At 69.3% G+C, this 14,122-nt stretch carries 14 protein-coding genes; 8 read left to right on the forward strand and 6 right to left on the reverse strand.

The window, feature by feature from the left end; translation table 11 throughout:
- The first annotated feature begins 36 nt into the window (after positions 1–36).
- Complete coding sequence (locus tag D7Y04_RS33700) at positions 37–1,077, forward strand: lasso peptide biosynthesis protein (protein ID WP_121761959.1); 1,041 nt, start codon at positions 37–39, stop codon at positions 1,075–1,077.
- Here the strand turns inward: D7Y04_RS33700 and D7Y04_RS33705 are convergent.
- A complete protein-coding gene (locus D7Y04_RS33705; RefSeq protein WP_120575303.1) occupies positions 1,061–2,086 on the reverse strand; it encodes an arginine N-succinyltransferase in 1,026 nt (341 codons plus the stop codon). The two genes, D7Y04_RS33700 and D7Y04_RS33705, sit on opposite strands and share 17 nt — an antisense overlap.
- A 334-nt stretch (positions 2,087–2,420) precedes the next feature.
- Between D7Y04_RS33705 and D7Y04_RS33710 the strand changes: the two genes are divergently transcribed.
- From D7Y04_RS33710 to D7Y04_RS33735, 6 genes are all read left to right on the forward strand, one after another.
- Complete coding sequence (locus D7Y04_RS33710) at positions 2,421–3,467, forward strand: heparin lyase I family protein (protein ID WP_121761960.1); 1,047 nt, start codon at positions 2,421–2,423, stop codon at positions 3,465–3,467.
- A gap of 88 nt (positions 3,468–3,555) precedes the next feature.
- On the forward strand, positions 3,556–4,368 hold the full coding sequence (locus tag D7Y04_RS33715; protein ID WP_121761961.1) for a hypothetical protein: 813 nt from the start codon (positions 3,556–3,558) through the stop codon (positions 4,366–4,368).
- The gene (locus tag D7Y04_RS33720) at positions 4,365–5,279 is read left to right on the forward strand and encodes a type VI immunity family protein (protein ID WP_199749776.1); all 915 of its coding nucleotides are present in this window, start codon (positions 4,365–4,367) and stop codon (positions 5,277–5,279) included. The genes D7Y04_RS33715 and D7Y04_RS33720 overlap by 4 nt, the downstream gene beginning before the upstream one ends.
- Before the next feature lie 28 nt (positions 5,280–5,307).
- Positions 5,308–6,594 carry a TIGR04013 family B12-binding domain/radical SAM domain-containing protein gene (locus tag D7Y04_RS33725; protein WP_121761962.1) on the forward strand — a complete coding sequence of 429 codons (1,287 nt, stop codon included), beginning with the start codon at positions 5,308–5,310 and terminating at the stop codon, positions 6,592–6,594.
- Positions 6,595–6,620: 26 nt separating this feature from the next.
- Positions 6,621–6,956, forward strand: coding sequence for a hypothetical protein (locus D7Y04_RS33730; RefSeq protein ID WP_121761963.1), 336 nt, complete (start codon positions 6,621–6,623; stop codon positions 6,954–6,956).
- Positions 6,957–7,038: 82 nt separating this feature from the next.
- Positions 7,039–7,284: a hypothetical protein gene (locus tag D7Y04_RS33735; RefSeq protein WP_120575298.1), complete on the forward strand. Its 246-nt coding sequence runs from the start codon at positions 7,039–7,041 to the stop codon at positions 7,282–7,284.
- Positions 7,285–7,344: 60 nt separating this feature from the next.
- Here D7Y04_RS33735 and D7Y04_RS33740 read toward each other — a convergent pair whose 3' ends face one another.
- The 3 genes from D7Y04_RS33740 to aceB form a co-directional block, all read right to left on the reverse strand.
- A complete protein-coding gene (locus D7Y04_RS33740; protein ID WP_121761964.1) occupies positions 7,345–7,761 on the reverse strand; it encodes a hypothetical protein in 417 nt (138 codons plus the stop codon).
- Between the two features lie 213 nt (positions 7,762–7,974).
- A complete protein-coding gene (gene aceA, locus D7Y04_RS33745; RefSeq protein WP_120575296.1) occupies positions 7,975–9,261 on the reverse strand; it encodes an isocitrate lyase in 1,287 nt (428 codons plus the stop codon).
- Between the two features lie 63 nt (positions 9,262–9,324).
- Positions 9,325–10,947, reverse strand: a complete 1,623-nt coding sequence (gene aceB / locus D7Y04_RS33750) for a malate synthase A (RefSeq protein WP_121761965.1) — start codon at positions 10,945–10,947, stop codon at positions 9,325–9,327.
- A gap of 275 nt (positions 10,948–11,222) precedes the next feature.
- Here aceB and D7Y04_RS33755 point away from each other — a divergent pair, with 275 nt between their 5' ends.
- Positions 11,223–11,582 carry a PspC domain-containing protein gene (locus tag D7Y04_RS33755; protein WP_120593617.1) on the forward strand — a complete coding sequence of 120 codons (360 nt, stop codon included), beginning with the start codon at positions 11,223–11,225 and terminating at the stop codon, positions 11,580–11,582.
- A 32-nt stretch (positions 11,583–11,614) separates the two neighbouring features.
- Here the strand turns inward: D7Y04_RS33755 and D7Y04_RS33760 are convergent, their stop codons facing one another.
- Both D7Y04_RS33760 and D7Y04_RS33765 read right to left on the reverse strand, forming a co-directional pair.
- On the reverse strand, positions 11,615–13,522 hold the full coding sequence (locus D7Y04_RS33760; RefSeq protein ID WP_121761966.1) for a methyl-accepting chemotaxis protein: 1,908 nt from the start codon (positions 13,520–13,522) through the stop codon (positions 11,615–11,617).
- A 31-nt stretch (positions 13,523–13,553) separates the two neighbouring features.
- Positions 13,554–14,105 carry a PDC sensor domain-containing protein gene (locus D7Y04_RS33765; RefSeq protein ID WP_121761967.1) on the reverse strand — a complete coding sequence of 184 codons (552 nt, stop codon included), beginning with the start codon at positions 14,103–14,105 and terminating at the stop codon, positions 13,554–13,556.
- Positions 14,106–14,122: the final 17 nt, after the last annotated feature.

Consider the following 14,122-nt stretch of genomic DNA (forward strand, 5'->3'; position numbering starts at 1 on the left):
GCGCCGGTCCCGATTTCGACGCATGCTTCATGAGACATGAAGGCCCTGCTCGCCATCGCCATGCTGGCGCTCCCTGTAAACCCCGCCAGCACGGGCCCCGAGGCCGGAAAGTCGGCCCGGTTCGTGTTCGCGTGGCGGGGCGTGCCGGTGGGCACGGTGGGCCTGTCCCTGGACGCGGGGCGGTTCACGTACACCAGCCGGCACCTGCACGTGCGTGACGGCCATGCCGGTGAGCGTGTGCGAGAGGCGTCACTGCGGGTGGACGCGGCGGGGCGCGTGACGGGCGCGGACGCCGTGCCCCAGGCCCTGTGGCTGTGGCGGGGCCCACCCCCCGAGGGCTGCGTGAAGGGCCGCGAGGAGCTGTCCGGCCAGGAGGGCCCCCACTGCGTCACGGTGAGAAGCCCCACGAGCGCCGAGGGCACGATGCTGGGCGCTCGCTTCCGAGCCCGCTACGACGAGAAGGGACAGCTCCAGGCGCTGGAGGTGGGCGACTCCCGCTTCACCCTGGCGGCCCCCGGAGAGCGGCTGCGAGCGCCTCCAGACCTCTTCGCGGAGGGGGTGCCCGTGGAGGGCGGCACCGAGGGTGCGCTGAGGCTCGTTCCCGGAGGGCCGTCACGGGCTGCGTCGGCCACGGTCCCCACCCGGCTGCCGGAGATGACGGAGTGGACGCCGGCCGAGGCACGCGCCCTGTCCGCGAAGGTGCATGCGGCCTTTCCGGACAAGGGGCCCTCGGCGGCGGATTGGCGCCCGGGAGGGGAGGGCGAGGCCGGAGGCTGCCTGGCGCACGCCCTGCGCTACGCGGCCCTGGCCCGCCAGCGAGGCCAGCGGGTGGGGCTGGTGCACGGGCTGTTGGTGGTGGACGGCGGCCCCGCCCTGCCGCACGCCTGGGTGCGGGTGGCGCTGCGGGGCGGCGGGACGCTGGAGTTGGACCCCACGTCCCTGGACCCCGTGCGCCCGGACACGCACCTGGCGCTGGCGCTGGTGCCGCCAGAGGGCCCCGCCCTGGAGGCCGGGGAGCGCTGGCTGTCGCTTCTGCGCGGAGACTTCCGCGTGGTGCGCGCTACTCGAACGGAATGACGGACAGCTTCGCGCCGGGCTTCACTTCCAGGATTTCCTTGGCGCGAGCGGGCAGGTGGATGACGGTGTTGTCCAGCCGGGCCTGGCAGCGCACGGAGCGGAAGCGGTTGCGGCCGGATTCGCGCTCGACGGCGACCAGCACGTCGTCTCCCACCAATTCGAAGTCCTCTTCCGCCAGCTTCATCGTGCGGTAGCGGCGCACCAGGGAGATGTCCTCCGTATTCGCTTCGAAGTGCGGGCCGCCGTCGAACGGGTCGATGCGCTCCACGTACCGGAAGCCCACCCGCTCCAGCATCCGCTGCACGCCGCGCGTGGCCGGGCCCACTTCGCCCAGCACCTTCTGCACGCGGTCCGGGAACAGCGACGCATAGATGTCCGACGCGGGGAACAGCTCCTTGATGAACTCCTTGTTCTGGCGGCTCAGCCGGTCGGCCTCCAGGTAGGTGAGCCCGGTGAACTTCTTCCCGCAGGCCTCCCACAGGAGGCTGCGCCCGTCCGGGAGCAGCGGCGGCAGGAGCTCCGCCAGCACGCGCGGCCGGAACAGCCGCCGGTGCATGGAGATGAAGAGGAAGCGCACGAAGGACAGCTGCTTGCCGGGCTTGTCCGGCGTCGCGCGGTAGGGCGGGTCCACCACCAGGCCGCCAATCTCCGTGGGGCCCTCGTAGTTGTACGCGATGGACAGCACCTTGTGCCGCAGGTGCCGCTCCAGCGAGGCCGAGTAGTGCTCGCGCTCGCTCACCTCATAATAGATGTGCGGCGCGTCATACGTGCCGTGCTGGGCGATGATCATCGACGTGCCGATGATGAGGCTGTTGCGCACGTCCTCCAGCACGAAGAGGTACTCGCGCTCGAACGGGTCCTTCACCTTGCCGGCGAAGCTCTTCACCGACTTGTCGATGATGGCCTCGAGCGTCTCTTCGTTGTTCGGCAGGTTGACCGTGTTCAGCACCGCGGCAAGACGCTTCAGGCCGGGCAAATCGGTTTTCTGGACGTCTCGCAGTACGAGCATGGGGCACACGGATGAGCGCCCCGGGAAGGGAGCGCCGGAAGGGCCCGTGACCTTACACCACGCCCCCGTCCCGTCAGCCCCCTGGATGCTCCCCTGTCAATGACGCGTTGCGTTCAGGACATCGCTCCGCCGTCCGCTCGGTGGGTACGGGCGGCCCGCCTCCGTCGTGAAACATGTCTCAATCCAGGAGAGGGCCTGCCTGGTTGCATGCTGTGTTGTCAGGCGTCTGGGAATGGTTTGGCGAGGGAATGAAGACAGGGAATGATTGCCGCCAACCTTTGTCGAAGTTTGACATCAAAGCACCCAGTCTTCCCCCTCCCCCAAGGATTCAGCATTGAAAGCACTGCACCTCTGGCTCGTGGTTGTTCTGCTCCCGAGCCTCGCTGCGGCGGAAATCGTCTGGCGGGGCGATTTCGAGACGGGCAACCGTTCCCAATACAGCAAGGAACAGATGGTGAGTTCGGACCGGCTCCAGGTGGTGACGAGCCCGGTGTCGGAAGGCAAGTACGCGCTCAAGGCCACGGTGAAGCAGGGCGATGATCCCATCAACTCCAGCGGCAACCGCAACGAGCTCGTCTATCTGAGCAACGAGAAGGTGGGCTCGGAGTACTGGTACCGCTGGAAGGTGATGTTCGCGAACGACTTCCCCAGCGTGGACGCGTGGCAGCTCTTCACGCAGTGGCACCACGACGGGTGCTGCGGGTCGCCGCCGGTGGAGTTCTTCGTGAAGGGCGAGGTCATCCGCCTGACGCTGAACGACAGCGGCACGGTGTGGAGCACGGCGCTCAAGCGCGGCACGTGGCAGGAGTTCGTCTTCCACGTGAAGTGGTCCCCGGACGCGTCCGTGGGCTACGTGGAGTTGTGGCACAACGGCGTCCAGGTGCTGAAGAAGACCCAGGCCAAGACGATGTTCGCTGGTCAGAACAACTACCTGAAGCTGGGCCTGTACCGGGACGACACCATCAAGCCGGTGGGCGTCGTCTACCACGACGGCATGATCCAGGCGACGACCCGCGCGGACGTGTTCCCGGTGGTGCAGCCTGATCCGGACCCCGTGGTCGATGCCGGCACGCCGGTGGACGCGGGCACGACCGTGGACGCGGGCTCGCCGCAGGACCCGGACCCGGTGTTCGACGCGGGCAGCCCGGTGGATCCGGATCCGGTGGTGGACGCGGGCTCGTCCGTGGATCCGGCCCCGGTGGTGGACGCGGGCTCGCCCGTGGACTCAGGCACGGGCACGGGCGTGAAGCCGTCTCCGCTGGACGAGAGCGAGGGCGACGCCAACTTCCACGGTGGCTGCTCCGCGAGCGGTGGTTCGCTGGCCGCGTTCTCGCTGCTGGGCCTGCTGGGCCTGATGCGGGCTCGCCGTCGCCGGAGCTGAAGCGCGGGTGAAGGACCCTCCCGTTCCGGTGCGCCCGGGGCGGGAGGCGGGTTGAAGGAGCCCGCGCTTCCATGCAAGGAGGCGCGGTGTGACTCCTCCCCGATGGATGTGGTGGCTGTGCTGCCTCCTGCTGTGGACCGCGTGCGCGGGCCCGGAGGTGCGAACGCCGCGAAGCTACTCCCAGGCGACGATGGACTCCGCGACGGCGGGGTGTCTGCGCAATCCGGCGTGCGCCGCCCAGGTGGGGCAGGACGCCATCCTGCCGTGGCTGGCCCGGGCGGCGGTCCGCGCCGCGGAGGTCGCGGCGGTGATGCGCTTGTGGGAAGCGGCGGAGGTGGCCCGCGTGGAGCACGTGCTGGTGGAGTGCGCGAAGCAGGCGAACTTCGATGTGAACGAGCGGCTGTTGGGGCCCGGAGGGCGGACGTCTCGCGAGATCTGTGAGGCGAAGGTGGTGGACGCGAACGGCCGGGAGATGACGCGGGCCGTGCAGTTGGGGAACGCGAAGCATGCGGCGGCGCTGGAGTGCGTACAGCGGGAGTTGGGCGCCACGGACGCGGGGCGGTTCAGCCTGGCGCCGCGCTACCTGCGCGATGCGAAGACGGGCCGGACGCGCTGGTTGGATCCGGAGGAGGTGGCGCGCTGGCTGGCCGCCGGACAGTTCTTCCTGCTGACAGGGACCATCGCTCCGGATGTGGTGCTGCACGCCTTGGGGAACCCGCTGAATGTCCAAGCCGTCTACGACTTCAAGTTCCCGTGCCCGGTAGGCAACTTTCCTAGATGGGATCCCTATCCTGACGGGCACCCCTTCGCTTCAAAGGATCAGGGCGAGATCTATCAGCAGATACTCAAGAGTGAGGGGGCACCCCAGCTGATGTCTCCCAACTTTGGAGTTACGCCATGAGCGGGCGAGTCCCAAGGATTCGTGAAGACATCGACATCGACGGCCAGTGGGTGGCCCTTGTGCGGGAGGGGCTCAGCATCGCGTTCTACATGCGGCAGCCCCACGAGTTGATGGCCCCGGCCGTGTTGCGAGCACTGGAGCGTTACCGTCAGGCCATCAGCCCGCGCCAGCCTGGCTGGTACGTGGACTCCTCGGGGGACTGGCAGCCGGTGGACGCCGCAGGCGAGGCTGTCGTCCGGCAGCGGCTGCTGGCAACCTCCGCACTGGTCGATCTGATCGAGCGCCCCGACTCCGTGACCGGCGTCGCTTTCAAATACCAGGGGCGGAGCAAAGCGGTGGCTGGCTTCGAGAATGAGGATCGGGAGAGTACCTGCGCTCTGGAGTTCAGGCTGCCCATCGAGTTCCTGGACGAACGCGGGCCGGAGTGGATCCGCTCATTCGCCATCGACCTGGGGAGTGAGCTGCCATGGAGCTCAGGGCACGCGGGGCTCTCGCTTGAAGTGGGCGCCTGGCCCCGGACCCTTACGCCGCGCCTGCGTGAAGTGACCCGGCGTCACCCCGGCTTCGACCTGAACCGGTTGGGCAGCCTGTCCCTGTACCTGGGCACGAAGCTCCGCCCCCCCGCGTGGCTCAACTTCCTGGGCCCACCGGTGCTGAACGAACTGGGCGGCGCGGAGGGACTGCGCTCACGGCTGCACTCACCCTCGACCCAGGTCGAATCCCTGTCCCCGGACCGCGCCGTGGTGTCACTGGGCCCGGTTCCCGAAGCCGGGGACCTGGAGGCCGGTGACACACTGCCCGCGTACCGCGAGCTGGCCCGCGTGCTGGAGCCGTGGCTCTACGCGCACAAGGGCTCCTGGGGCGACCTCACCGAAGCCGAGGTCCGCCAGTGGGAGCGCCGCTTCCTCTGACCGCGCTGTGGCATCATCCGCGGTCGCCATGTCGCAGACGCCTCGCAAGGTCTCGCTCGTCCTGAGCTACCAGTACCCCGGCAAGTACGCCTTCACCGTGCTCGCTGGCGCCGTGGAGGCGGACCCCTCGCTCGCGGACGTGTCGATGCACTTCCCTCGCAACCGCGAGGACCTGCTGACCACCGTGCGCGAACGCGTGGACGCGGGTGACACCGTCGTCGCCGCCTGGTCCTTCTACTCCGCCAGCTTCGGCCCCTCCGTGGAGGAGCTGAACTGGGTGCGTGAACGGCTGGAGGGCCGCGACGTCCTCTGCATCGCGGGCGGGGTGCACGCCACCGCCGAAACGCTCCAGACGCTCCAGGCCGGCTTCGACCTCATCGCCGTGGGTGAGGGCGAACACACCCTGCGCGCCCTCCTGGCCCGCATCCTCAAGGGCGAGGACCCGCGCACCACGCACGGCACCGCGCACCTCAAGGACGGCAAGCTCGTGCAGCACGGCCACGGTGAGGGCGTGCGCCTGGACGACTTCCCTCCGTTCGCCGTGAAGAACGTGAAGTTCGGCGCCATCGAGATCACCCGCGGCTGCATCTACGCCTGCCGCTTCTGCCAGACGCCCTTCATGTCCAAGGCGCGCTTCCGGCACCGCACCGTGGCCAACATCGCCCACTGGGCCCGCGAGCTGCGCCGCGCGGGACGGCGCGACCTGCGCTTCATCACCCCCACATCCCTGTCCTACGGCACCCCCAACGAGACCGTGAACCTGGCCGCCGTGGAGGAGCTGCTCGCCGCCGTGACGGAGGCCATGGCCCCGGACGGGCGCATCTACTACGGCACCTTCCCCTCGGAGGTGCGCCCGGAGCACGTCACGCCGGAGGCGCTGGCCCTGCTCAAGCGCTATGTGGCCAACGACAACCTTATCATCGGCGGTCAGTCCGGCTCCGAGCGCATCCTCCAGGCCACCCGGCGCGGCCACGACGTGGAGACCGTGGTGCGCGCCGCGCGGCTCGCGGTGGAGGGCGGCTTCGTACCCAACGTGGACTTCATCCTGGGCCTGCCCGGCGAGGAGCCCGCGGACGTGGACGCCACGCTGGACCTCATGCAGCGGCTGTCCGACCTGGGCGCCCGCGTGCACGGCCACACCTTCATGCCGCTGCCCGGCACGCCGTACCGCGACGCGGCCCCCGGCCGCATGGACGAGCGCACCCGGCAGCGGCTGGACTTCCTCGCGTCCCAGGGCCGCCTGTATGGCCACTGGCGGGCGCAGGGCGTGCTCGCGGAAGGCATCGCCGCTCGCAGACAGCCGCGCGCCCGCTAGCCACAGCCGTTACACTGCCCTCCGCGATGGCTGAACAGACGCCCTATTGGCTCCTCATCTCCGTGCTCTTCAGCTCCCAGCCCCTCACCCCGGCGCTGGCCATGACGCTGCACGAGGCCGCCTTCGAGCTGTACACGCGCGGCGAGGGCTCGCGAGAGGTGGCCGGCGATCTCATCTCCGGCCGCGTGAACAACCTGCGCAAGGACGTGTCCCTGGGCGGCATCGCCGGGCCCGCCTTCGAGGCTGAAATCGAGACCGAGCGCGGCTCCGGCGTCGTCCGCTTCATCCTCACCCGCCAGGGGCTGGAGATGATGAAGGCCCAGTCGCCCGCCGCGCCCGCGAAGCCGAAGTACCTCAACTGAGGAAGGGGAGGCCTGTCCGCCCGGCCGCTCCCGGTACGGCGCTTCCGTCACCACCTTGAGGACTCAAGGGAGGAATGACGGCATGGACCCCAAGGACGAATACCTCAAGAAGAGCGCCGGCATCCCGCTGGACCCCAGCAAGCAGAAGGACCCGGAGGAGCACGGCGACCGGGTGCCCGCCGAAGGCCGCGCCGAGGAGCTCAACGACGTCACCGGGCAGAACGGCGGGCAGCGCTCCGACGTGGATCAGCCCTGGAACGACACGAAGAACCGGCACGACGGCATCCGCGACCAGTACAGCGACGACAGCGACAAGAAAAAGCCCTGAGGTCTCCCCCAGGGCTCATGTGAAGCAGATGCTGTGAAGGACGGCCTTGGGGCGCGGGGACTACTCGCGGTCCAGGGTCAGCTTCATGCCGCCCATGTGCAGGATGGACTGGGACATGGACACCGCGGACATGGTGGCCAGGTCTTCAATCGCCTGCATCTCCTCGCTCTTGGCCTCCGTGCCCGTGCCCGTGCCCGTCTGCGAGGCCGCGGCCTGCTGCTGCTGCTGGCCCGTGACGTTGACCGGCGTGGAGGTGGCGCCCGCGGTGTAGGTGCCCAGCAGCGACCCGTGCGGCACCGCGCCCATCTGCGCCAGCGCCGTCGACACCACCGACCCGCCCGTCACCTGCGCGCCCACCTTCGGCTGCGCGGCGGCGCCCGACATCAGCGAGCCGAAGCGGCTGCCCGACACGGAGGAGGCGGTGTTCGTCGCGGTCGGCTGCACCCGAGGACCGGAGAGAGACGTGATGCGGTTCATGGCGGCTCCCGTCAAAAGGCCCCGATCTGCGCGGCGCACCCGAAGGCGTGCCTGTGGGGCTTCAAGTTCGTTCTCTGCATTATCGCCCCAGCCCCGGGGAAGTTGCCTCTTTCGCCTCGCGAACGGCGAAGGCCGCGGAATCCCAGGGAATTTTCCCTGGGACGCCACGGCCTTCAGTGCCTTTTCAGGGCGTCCGAGCCTGATCCGCCAGGCCTAGAACTGGTGGGCCTCGGTGGACTCGTGCAGGGCCAGGGTGCTGGCGCTGCCGCCGGAAATCACCTCGGCGACCTGGTCGAAGTAGCCGGTGCCCACTTCGCGCTGGTGGCGCGTGGCGGTGTAGCCGTTCTTCTCCGCGCCGAACTCCGACTGCTGCATCTCGCTGTAGGCCGCCATGCCGCGGTCCTTGTACTGACGGGCCAGCTCGTACATGGAGAAGTTCAGCGCGTGGAAGCCCGCCAGGGTGACGAACTGGAACTTGTAGCCCATGGCGCCCAGCTCCCGCTGGAACTTCGCGATGGTGCTGTCGTCCAGGTTCTTCTTCCAGTTGAAGGACGGCGAGCAGTTGTACGCGAGCATCTTGTTGGGGAACTTCTTGTGGATGCCCTCGGCGAAGGCCTTGGCCTGCGCCAGGTCCGGGGTGCTGGTCTCGCACCACACCAGGTCCGCGTACGGCGCGTAGGCCAGGCCGCGCGCGATGGCGCACTCCAGGCCGCCCTTGATGCGGTAGAAGCCCTCGGCCGTGCGGCCCGCCGCCTTGTCGATGAAGGCGTGGTCGTACTCGTCCGCGTCGCTCATCAGCAGCTTGGCGCTGTCCGCGTCCGTGCGGGCGACGAGCAGCGTGGACACGCCCATCACGTCCGCCGCCAGGCGCGCCGCGGTCAGCGTGCGCACGAAGTGGCTGGTGGGCACCAGCACCTTGCCGCCCATGTGGCCGCACTTCTTCTCGCTGGCCAGCTGGTCCTCGAAGTGCACGCCCGCGGCGCCCGCTTCGATCATGCCCTTCATCAACTCATAGGCGTTGAGCGGACCGCCGAAGCCGGCCTCCGCGTCCGCGATGATGGGCGCGAACCAGTTGCGGTCCTTGCGGCCTTCCGCGTGGTCGATCTGGTCCGCGCGGCGCAGGGCGTTGTTGATCTTCTTCACCACGGAGGGGACGGAGTCCACCGGGTAGAGGCTCTGGTCCGGGTACATCTGGCCCGCGGAGTTCGCGTCCGCGGCGACCTGCCAGCCGGACAGGTAGATGGCCTTGAGGCCCGCGCGCACCATCTGCACCGCCTGGTTGCCGGTGAGGGCGCCGAGCGCGTTGATGTACTCGTCCGTGTGGAGCAGCTCCCAGAGGCGGCGGGCGCCCATCTCCGCCAGCGTGTGGCTCACGCGGATGGAGCCGCGCAGCTTCTCCACGTCCTTGTCCGTGTAGGTGCGCTTGATTCCCTCGAAGCGCTGCGCGTGGAGCTTCGCGTGAGGGGAGGCATCGGAAGTGGTCTGCGTCGCGTCGTACATGCCAGGACTCCTCGGGCTACAGTGAAGGGTTGAAAAAGCTTCGGTGCTGCGTTTGGAAAAGCGTCAGGACCGCGGGTCGAGGGCCTCGTAGGCCGGCAGCGTGAGGAAGTCCTCGAAGGCGGGTGCGGTGGACAGCTGCTCGAAGAGGGCGCGGGACTTCTCCATGTGCGCCTGGCCGTAGCGCTCGGTGGCGCCCTCGCGGTCCATGCGCGCCATCTCCTCCGCGAGCAGCGTGCGGAACAGCTCCGGCGTCACCTGGCGGCCGTCCTCGAGCGTGGCCTCGTGGTGGATCCACTGCCACACCTGGGCGCGGGAGATTTCCGCCGTGGCCGCGTCCTCCATCAGGTTGTAGAGCGGCACGCAGCCCAGGCCGCCCAGCCACGCGGCGGTGTACTGGATGCCCACGCGGATGTTGTGGCGCAGGCCCTCTTCGGTGCGCGTGCCGGAGGGCAGCTTGAGCAGGTCCGCTTCGGTGATGCGTACGTCCTCGCGCTTGTTGGCCACCTGGTTGGGGCCCTGCATCTGCGCGTCGAAGATCTCCTTGGCCAACGGGACGAGACCGGGGTGCGCGACCCAGGTGCCGTCGTGGCCGTTCTTCGCCTCGCGCAGCTTGTCCGCGCGGACCTTGGCCATCACCGCGTCGTTGGCGGCGGCGTCTCCCTTGATGGGGATGAAGGCGGCCATGCCGCCCATGGCGTGCGCGCCCCGGCGGTGACAGGTCTGGATGAGCAGCTGCGAGTAGGCGTTGAGGAAGCCCTTGTCCATGGTCACCTGCCCGCGGTCGGGCAGCACCACGGACGCGTCGGACTGGAGCGTCTTGATGAAGCTGAAGATGTAGTCCCAGCGGCCGCAGTTGAGGCCGGCCGAGTGCTCGCGCAGCTCGTAGAGGATTTCGTCCATCTCGAACGCGGCGGGCAGCGTCTCGATGAGGACCGTGGCCTTGATGGTGCCGCGCGGGATGTCCAGCTCGCTCTGGGCCAGGTGGAACACGTCGTTCCACAGCCGGGCCTCCAGGTGGCTCTGCATCTTGGGCAGGTAGAAGTAGGGGCCCGTGCCGCGCTTCAGCTGCTCGCGCGCGTTGTGGAAGAAGAACAGGCCGAAGTCGAAGAGCGAGCCGGAGATGGGCTTGCCGTCGATGCGCACGTGGCGCTCCGGCAGGTGCCAGCCGCGCGGGCGCACGAACAGCACGGCGTGCTTCTCATTCAGCGCGTAGTGCTTCCCGTTCTCCGCGGAGAAGGAGATGGACTTGCGCACGGCGTCGCGCAGGTTCAGCTGGCCGCGCACCACGTTGTCCCAGGTGGGGCTGTTGGCGTCCTCGAAGTCCGCCATGAAGACGCTGGCGCCGGAGTTGAGCGCGTTGATGATCATCTTGCGGTCCACCGGACCGGTGATTTCCACGCGCCGGTCCTGCAGGTCCGCGGGCACCGGGGACACGGTCCAGTCGCCCTTGCGGATGTCCGCCGTCTCCGGGAGGAAGTGTGGGCGCTCGCCCTTGCGCCAGTCCTGCGCCACCTTCTTGCGCCGCTCCAGCAGTGCTTCCCGCCGTTCACCGAAAGTGCGGACCAGCTTCGCCACGAAGGCCATGGCCTCCTGCGTCAGCACCTCCGCGTAATCCGGGTGCCAGGGGCCCTCCACGGTCACGCCGGGGCCGAAGGCCGGGGGATTCTGGGAGGTGCGCGCGTCCATGTCGGCTCCTGACGAGATGCGTTGTAAAAGCGGTCCAACGGGCTGAAAGATGTCCCTGCCGTCTAGGGAAGGGAAGCCTTGGTGAATTAGAAGCTGCTTGCCTGTAAGGCTGTCAACATCGCCCGGATTAAATCTGTAAATCCACTGACGCAGCCGGCCAGAACCCCCCGGAATCACGACATCGGAGGGGCGGGTGCAATCACGGGCGGTGGGTTCCGTAGGTAGGTATGGGACCCCCATCGTGCCAAGCGGGGGCCTGACTGGGAGGTCACCTCATGGACGTCACGACACGCTGCAGGGCCTGTTCGAAGGAGCTGTCCGGCGAGGCGCAGCGCTGCCCGCACTGCCGTGCGCGCACGGTGCCCATGCACCGGGGGCAGGGGCGGGCGCTCCTGGGCGTCTGCGCGTCGCTGGCGCGCGAGCTGGGCGTGGACGTTTCGCTGGTGCGGGTGGCGTTCGTGCTGATGCTGTTCGCGTCCGCGGGGATGAGCGCGGCGCTCTACCTGCTGCTCTGGGCGTTCATCCCGGCGAAGGCGTTCGGCCGGGCCCCGATGCAGGGGACGCTGGACTGGGTGTCCAAGGTCGCGAACACGCCCGTGGACGACGACACGCCCCGCTGGGAGAAGCGCGTCTGACGTGGCTGCCGTCTCCCTGGCGCGTTTCGCTGCTAGACGCGCCAGACGCCGGCCACGGACTCCATGCGCTCGGCCACGCCGCGCAGGGCTTGCGTCATGCGCTGGGTGCCGTGCATGGCCTGGAGGGTGTCGTCCATCATCCGGGACAGGTCCGTGACGGCGGCGAAAATCTGCGCGATGCCGGCGTTCTGCTGGATGACGGCGGCGGCGATCTGCTGGGCCGCGGACGCGTTGTCCTGGATGATGTCCGTCAGCGCACGCAGGCTCTGACCGCTCTCGCGCACCTGGGCCAGGCCCGCCTCGGAGCGGCGCTGGCCCTCTTCTGAGAGCGCCACGGTGTCGCGGATGCCGCCTCGGATGGCGTCCAGGATGTCGCGCACCTTGCCGGTGGCCTGGATGGACTGATCCGCGAGGCTGCGGATCTCCCTGGCCACCACGCCAAAGCCCTTGCCGTGCTCGCCGGAGCGCACTGCTTCGATGGCCGCGTTGAGCGCGAGCATGTTGGACTGGTCCGCCAGGTCCTTCACCGTCTGGGTGATGCCGCCAATCTGGCGCGTGCGCTCGTTGAGGGAGGAGATGCCTTCCGCCAGGCGCTCGCCGTGGTCGCGCAGCTGTTCGAAGCCGTCCAGGCTGGCGCCGAGCGCCGTCTGTCCAGCGCCTCCCGCTTCACGCGCCCGCGCCACCAGCGCGAGCACGGCCTGCGAGCGCTCCGCGGCCAGCTGCGAGGTCTGTTGAATCTCCTTCGCGGTGACCTGCGTCTCGTGGATGGCGGTGCCCTGCCGGGTGAGGTTGCGCTCCTGCTGCTCGGTGGCTTCGGTGAGCTCGCTCACCGTCTGCCCCAGGACGCGGGTGGCCTGCTGGAGGCTGGTGGTGGACTCGCGCAGGTGGTCCATCATCCGGGAGAAGGCGGAGGCCAGCTCGCCCACTTCGTCCTGGTGGCCGTGGGCTTCCACCTTCTGGGTGAGGTCGCCCTCGCGCACCACGCGGGACACCAGCGCGCTCAGCGTGGCGATGGGCCGCGTCACCCCGCGCGCCAGGGCCCAGGCGGCCAGGACGGCCACCCCCAGGAGCGCGCTCCCCGCGAGCAGGCTGAGCTGCAGGAAGCGCCGCAGGGGCAGGAAGGCCTCGTCCGACTCCATCGCCGCCATGAAGCGCCAGTCCTGGCCGGCGGCGAAGCGGTGGGTGGTGCCGTTGTGGACCTCGGCCCGCACGGGGTTGATGAGGTTCGGCGTGCCTTCCGCGCGGGCGCTGAAGAGGCTGGCGCCGTCCGGGGCGAGGACCTCCAGGGTGAAGCTCTTCTGGCCCCGGTCCTGGGCCCGCTGGAGCGCACCCTCGACCACCTTCTCCACCTGGCCCCAGTCATACGCGGCCAGCAGCACGCCCACCCTGGCTCCGGAGATGGGGCTGAGCACGGGCATGGCCAGGGGCATCACGGTGCGGTCGAGGAAGGGGTCCTTCTTCGTGAGGGCGCCCGTGAGGACGGCGGGGTCCAGCCGGTCCTCCAGCGCGGTCTGGAACCAGGGCGCGGCGCGCACCTCCTGTTCGCGGCCGGCGAAGGCCTGGAGCAGCTCCGGCCGGCTCACGGAGACGGCGCGTCCGTCGGGGGTGAACAGCACCAGTCCGGCGAAGCTGGTGTGCCGGCTGTTCAGCGAGGCGAGCACCGCGTCGCTCTTGGCGTAGGTGTCGAAGAGGAGCGCGCCGCGCACGATGGCGTCCTCGGTCCACGCGCGGGCGTTCGCTTCGCGCTCGTTCAGCGAGGCTTCGATGAGGTCCTGCAGGCCGTCCGCCTCCACCTGGAGGACGCCGCGCACCTGCTGCTCCAGGTTGCGCCGGAGGGTGTGGACGCCAGCGCCGACGGCGGGGACGAGAGCCGCGACGAGCAGCAGGCAGATCCACAGCGTGAGGCGGCCCCGCAACTTCAATCCGGACAGCAGTCGCATGCAGGAGAATCCAGTTTGGGAGCGGTCGGTGTCACAGGTCGAGCAGGGACAGGCCCACGGTGAGCGCGCCGATGACCTGGGCGCCGTCGCGGACGGGGAGGGACACCTGGATGACGTAGGCCTGGGAGGACTCGTCGAAGAAGGGGGCTTCCTTCAGCGCGGGGCCGCCGCGGCCCTGGGCGTAGGTGAGGCGCCACTTGTTCTCGTCGCCCTGCCAGTAGTCGGACGTGCGCCGGCTGGCGCAGACGAGCGCGCCTTGATCATCCATGGCGAAGGCCTCCGCCATCGCCGGGCCCAGGCGCTCCCGCAGGCGGCGGAGCGCGCCCGTGCAGGGGCCGTCCAGCACGCGCTGCTTGTGGGGCGTGAGGCCCGGGGTCGCCATCCATTCCGAGTCCAGCTGCTGGATGGTGGCAAGCGGCGTGCGGCGTGCGTTCTGGGCGCGGAGGGCGCGCACCACTTCCGGGTCCTCCGCCAGACGCCGCAGGTGGGGCATCACGCCATCCACCTTCTGGAGCTGCGCGACGCCGTCCGGCGGCAGCTGCCCCCAGGCTGCCAGCGCCAAACCCAGCCAATGAATGGACATGCAGGCATCCCCAGGGG

The organism is Corallococcus sp. AB038B (genome assembly GCF_003668955.1).
Taxonomy (GTDB): Bacteria; Myxococcota; Myxococcia; order Myxococcales; family Myxococcaceae; genus Corallococcus; species Corallococcus exiguus.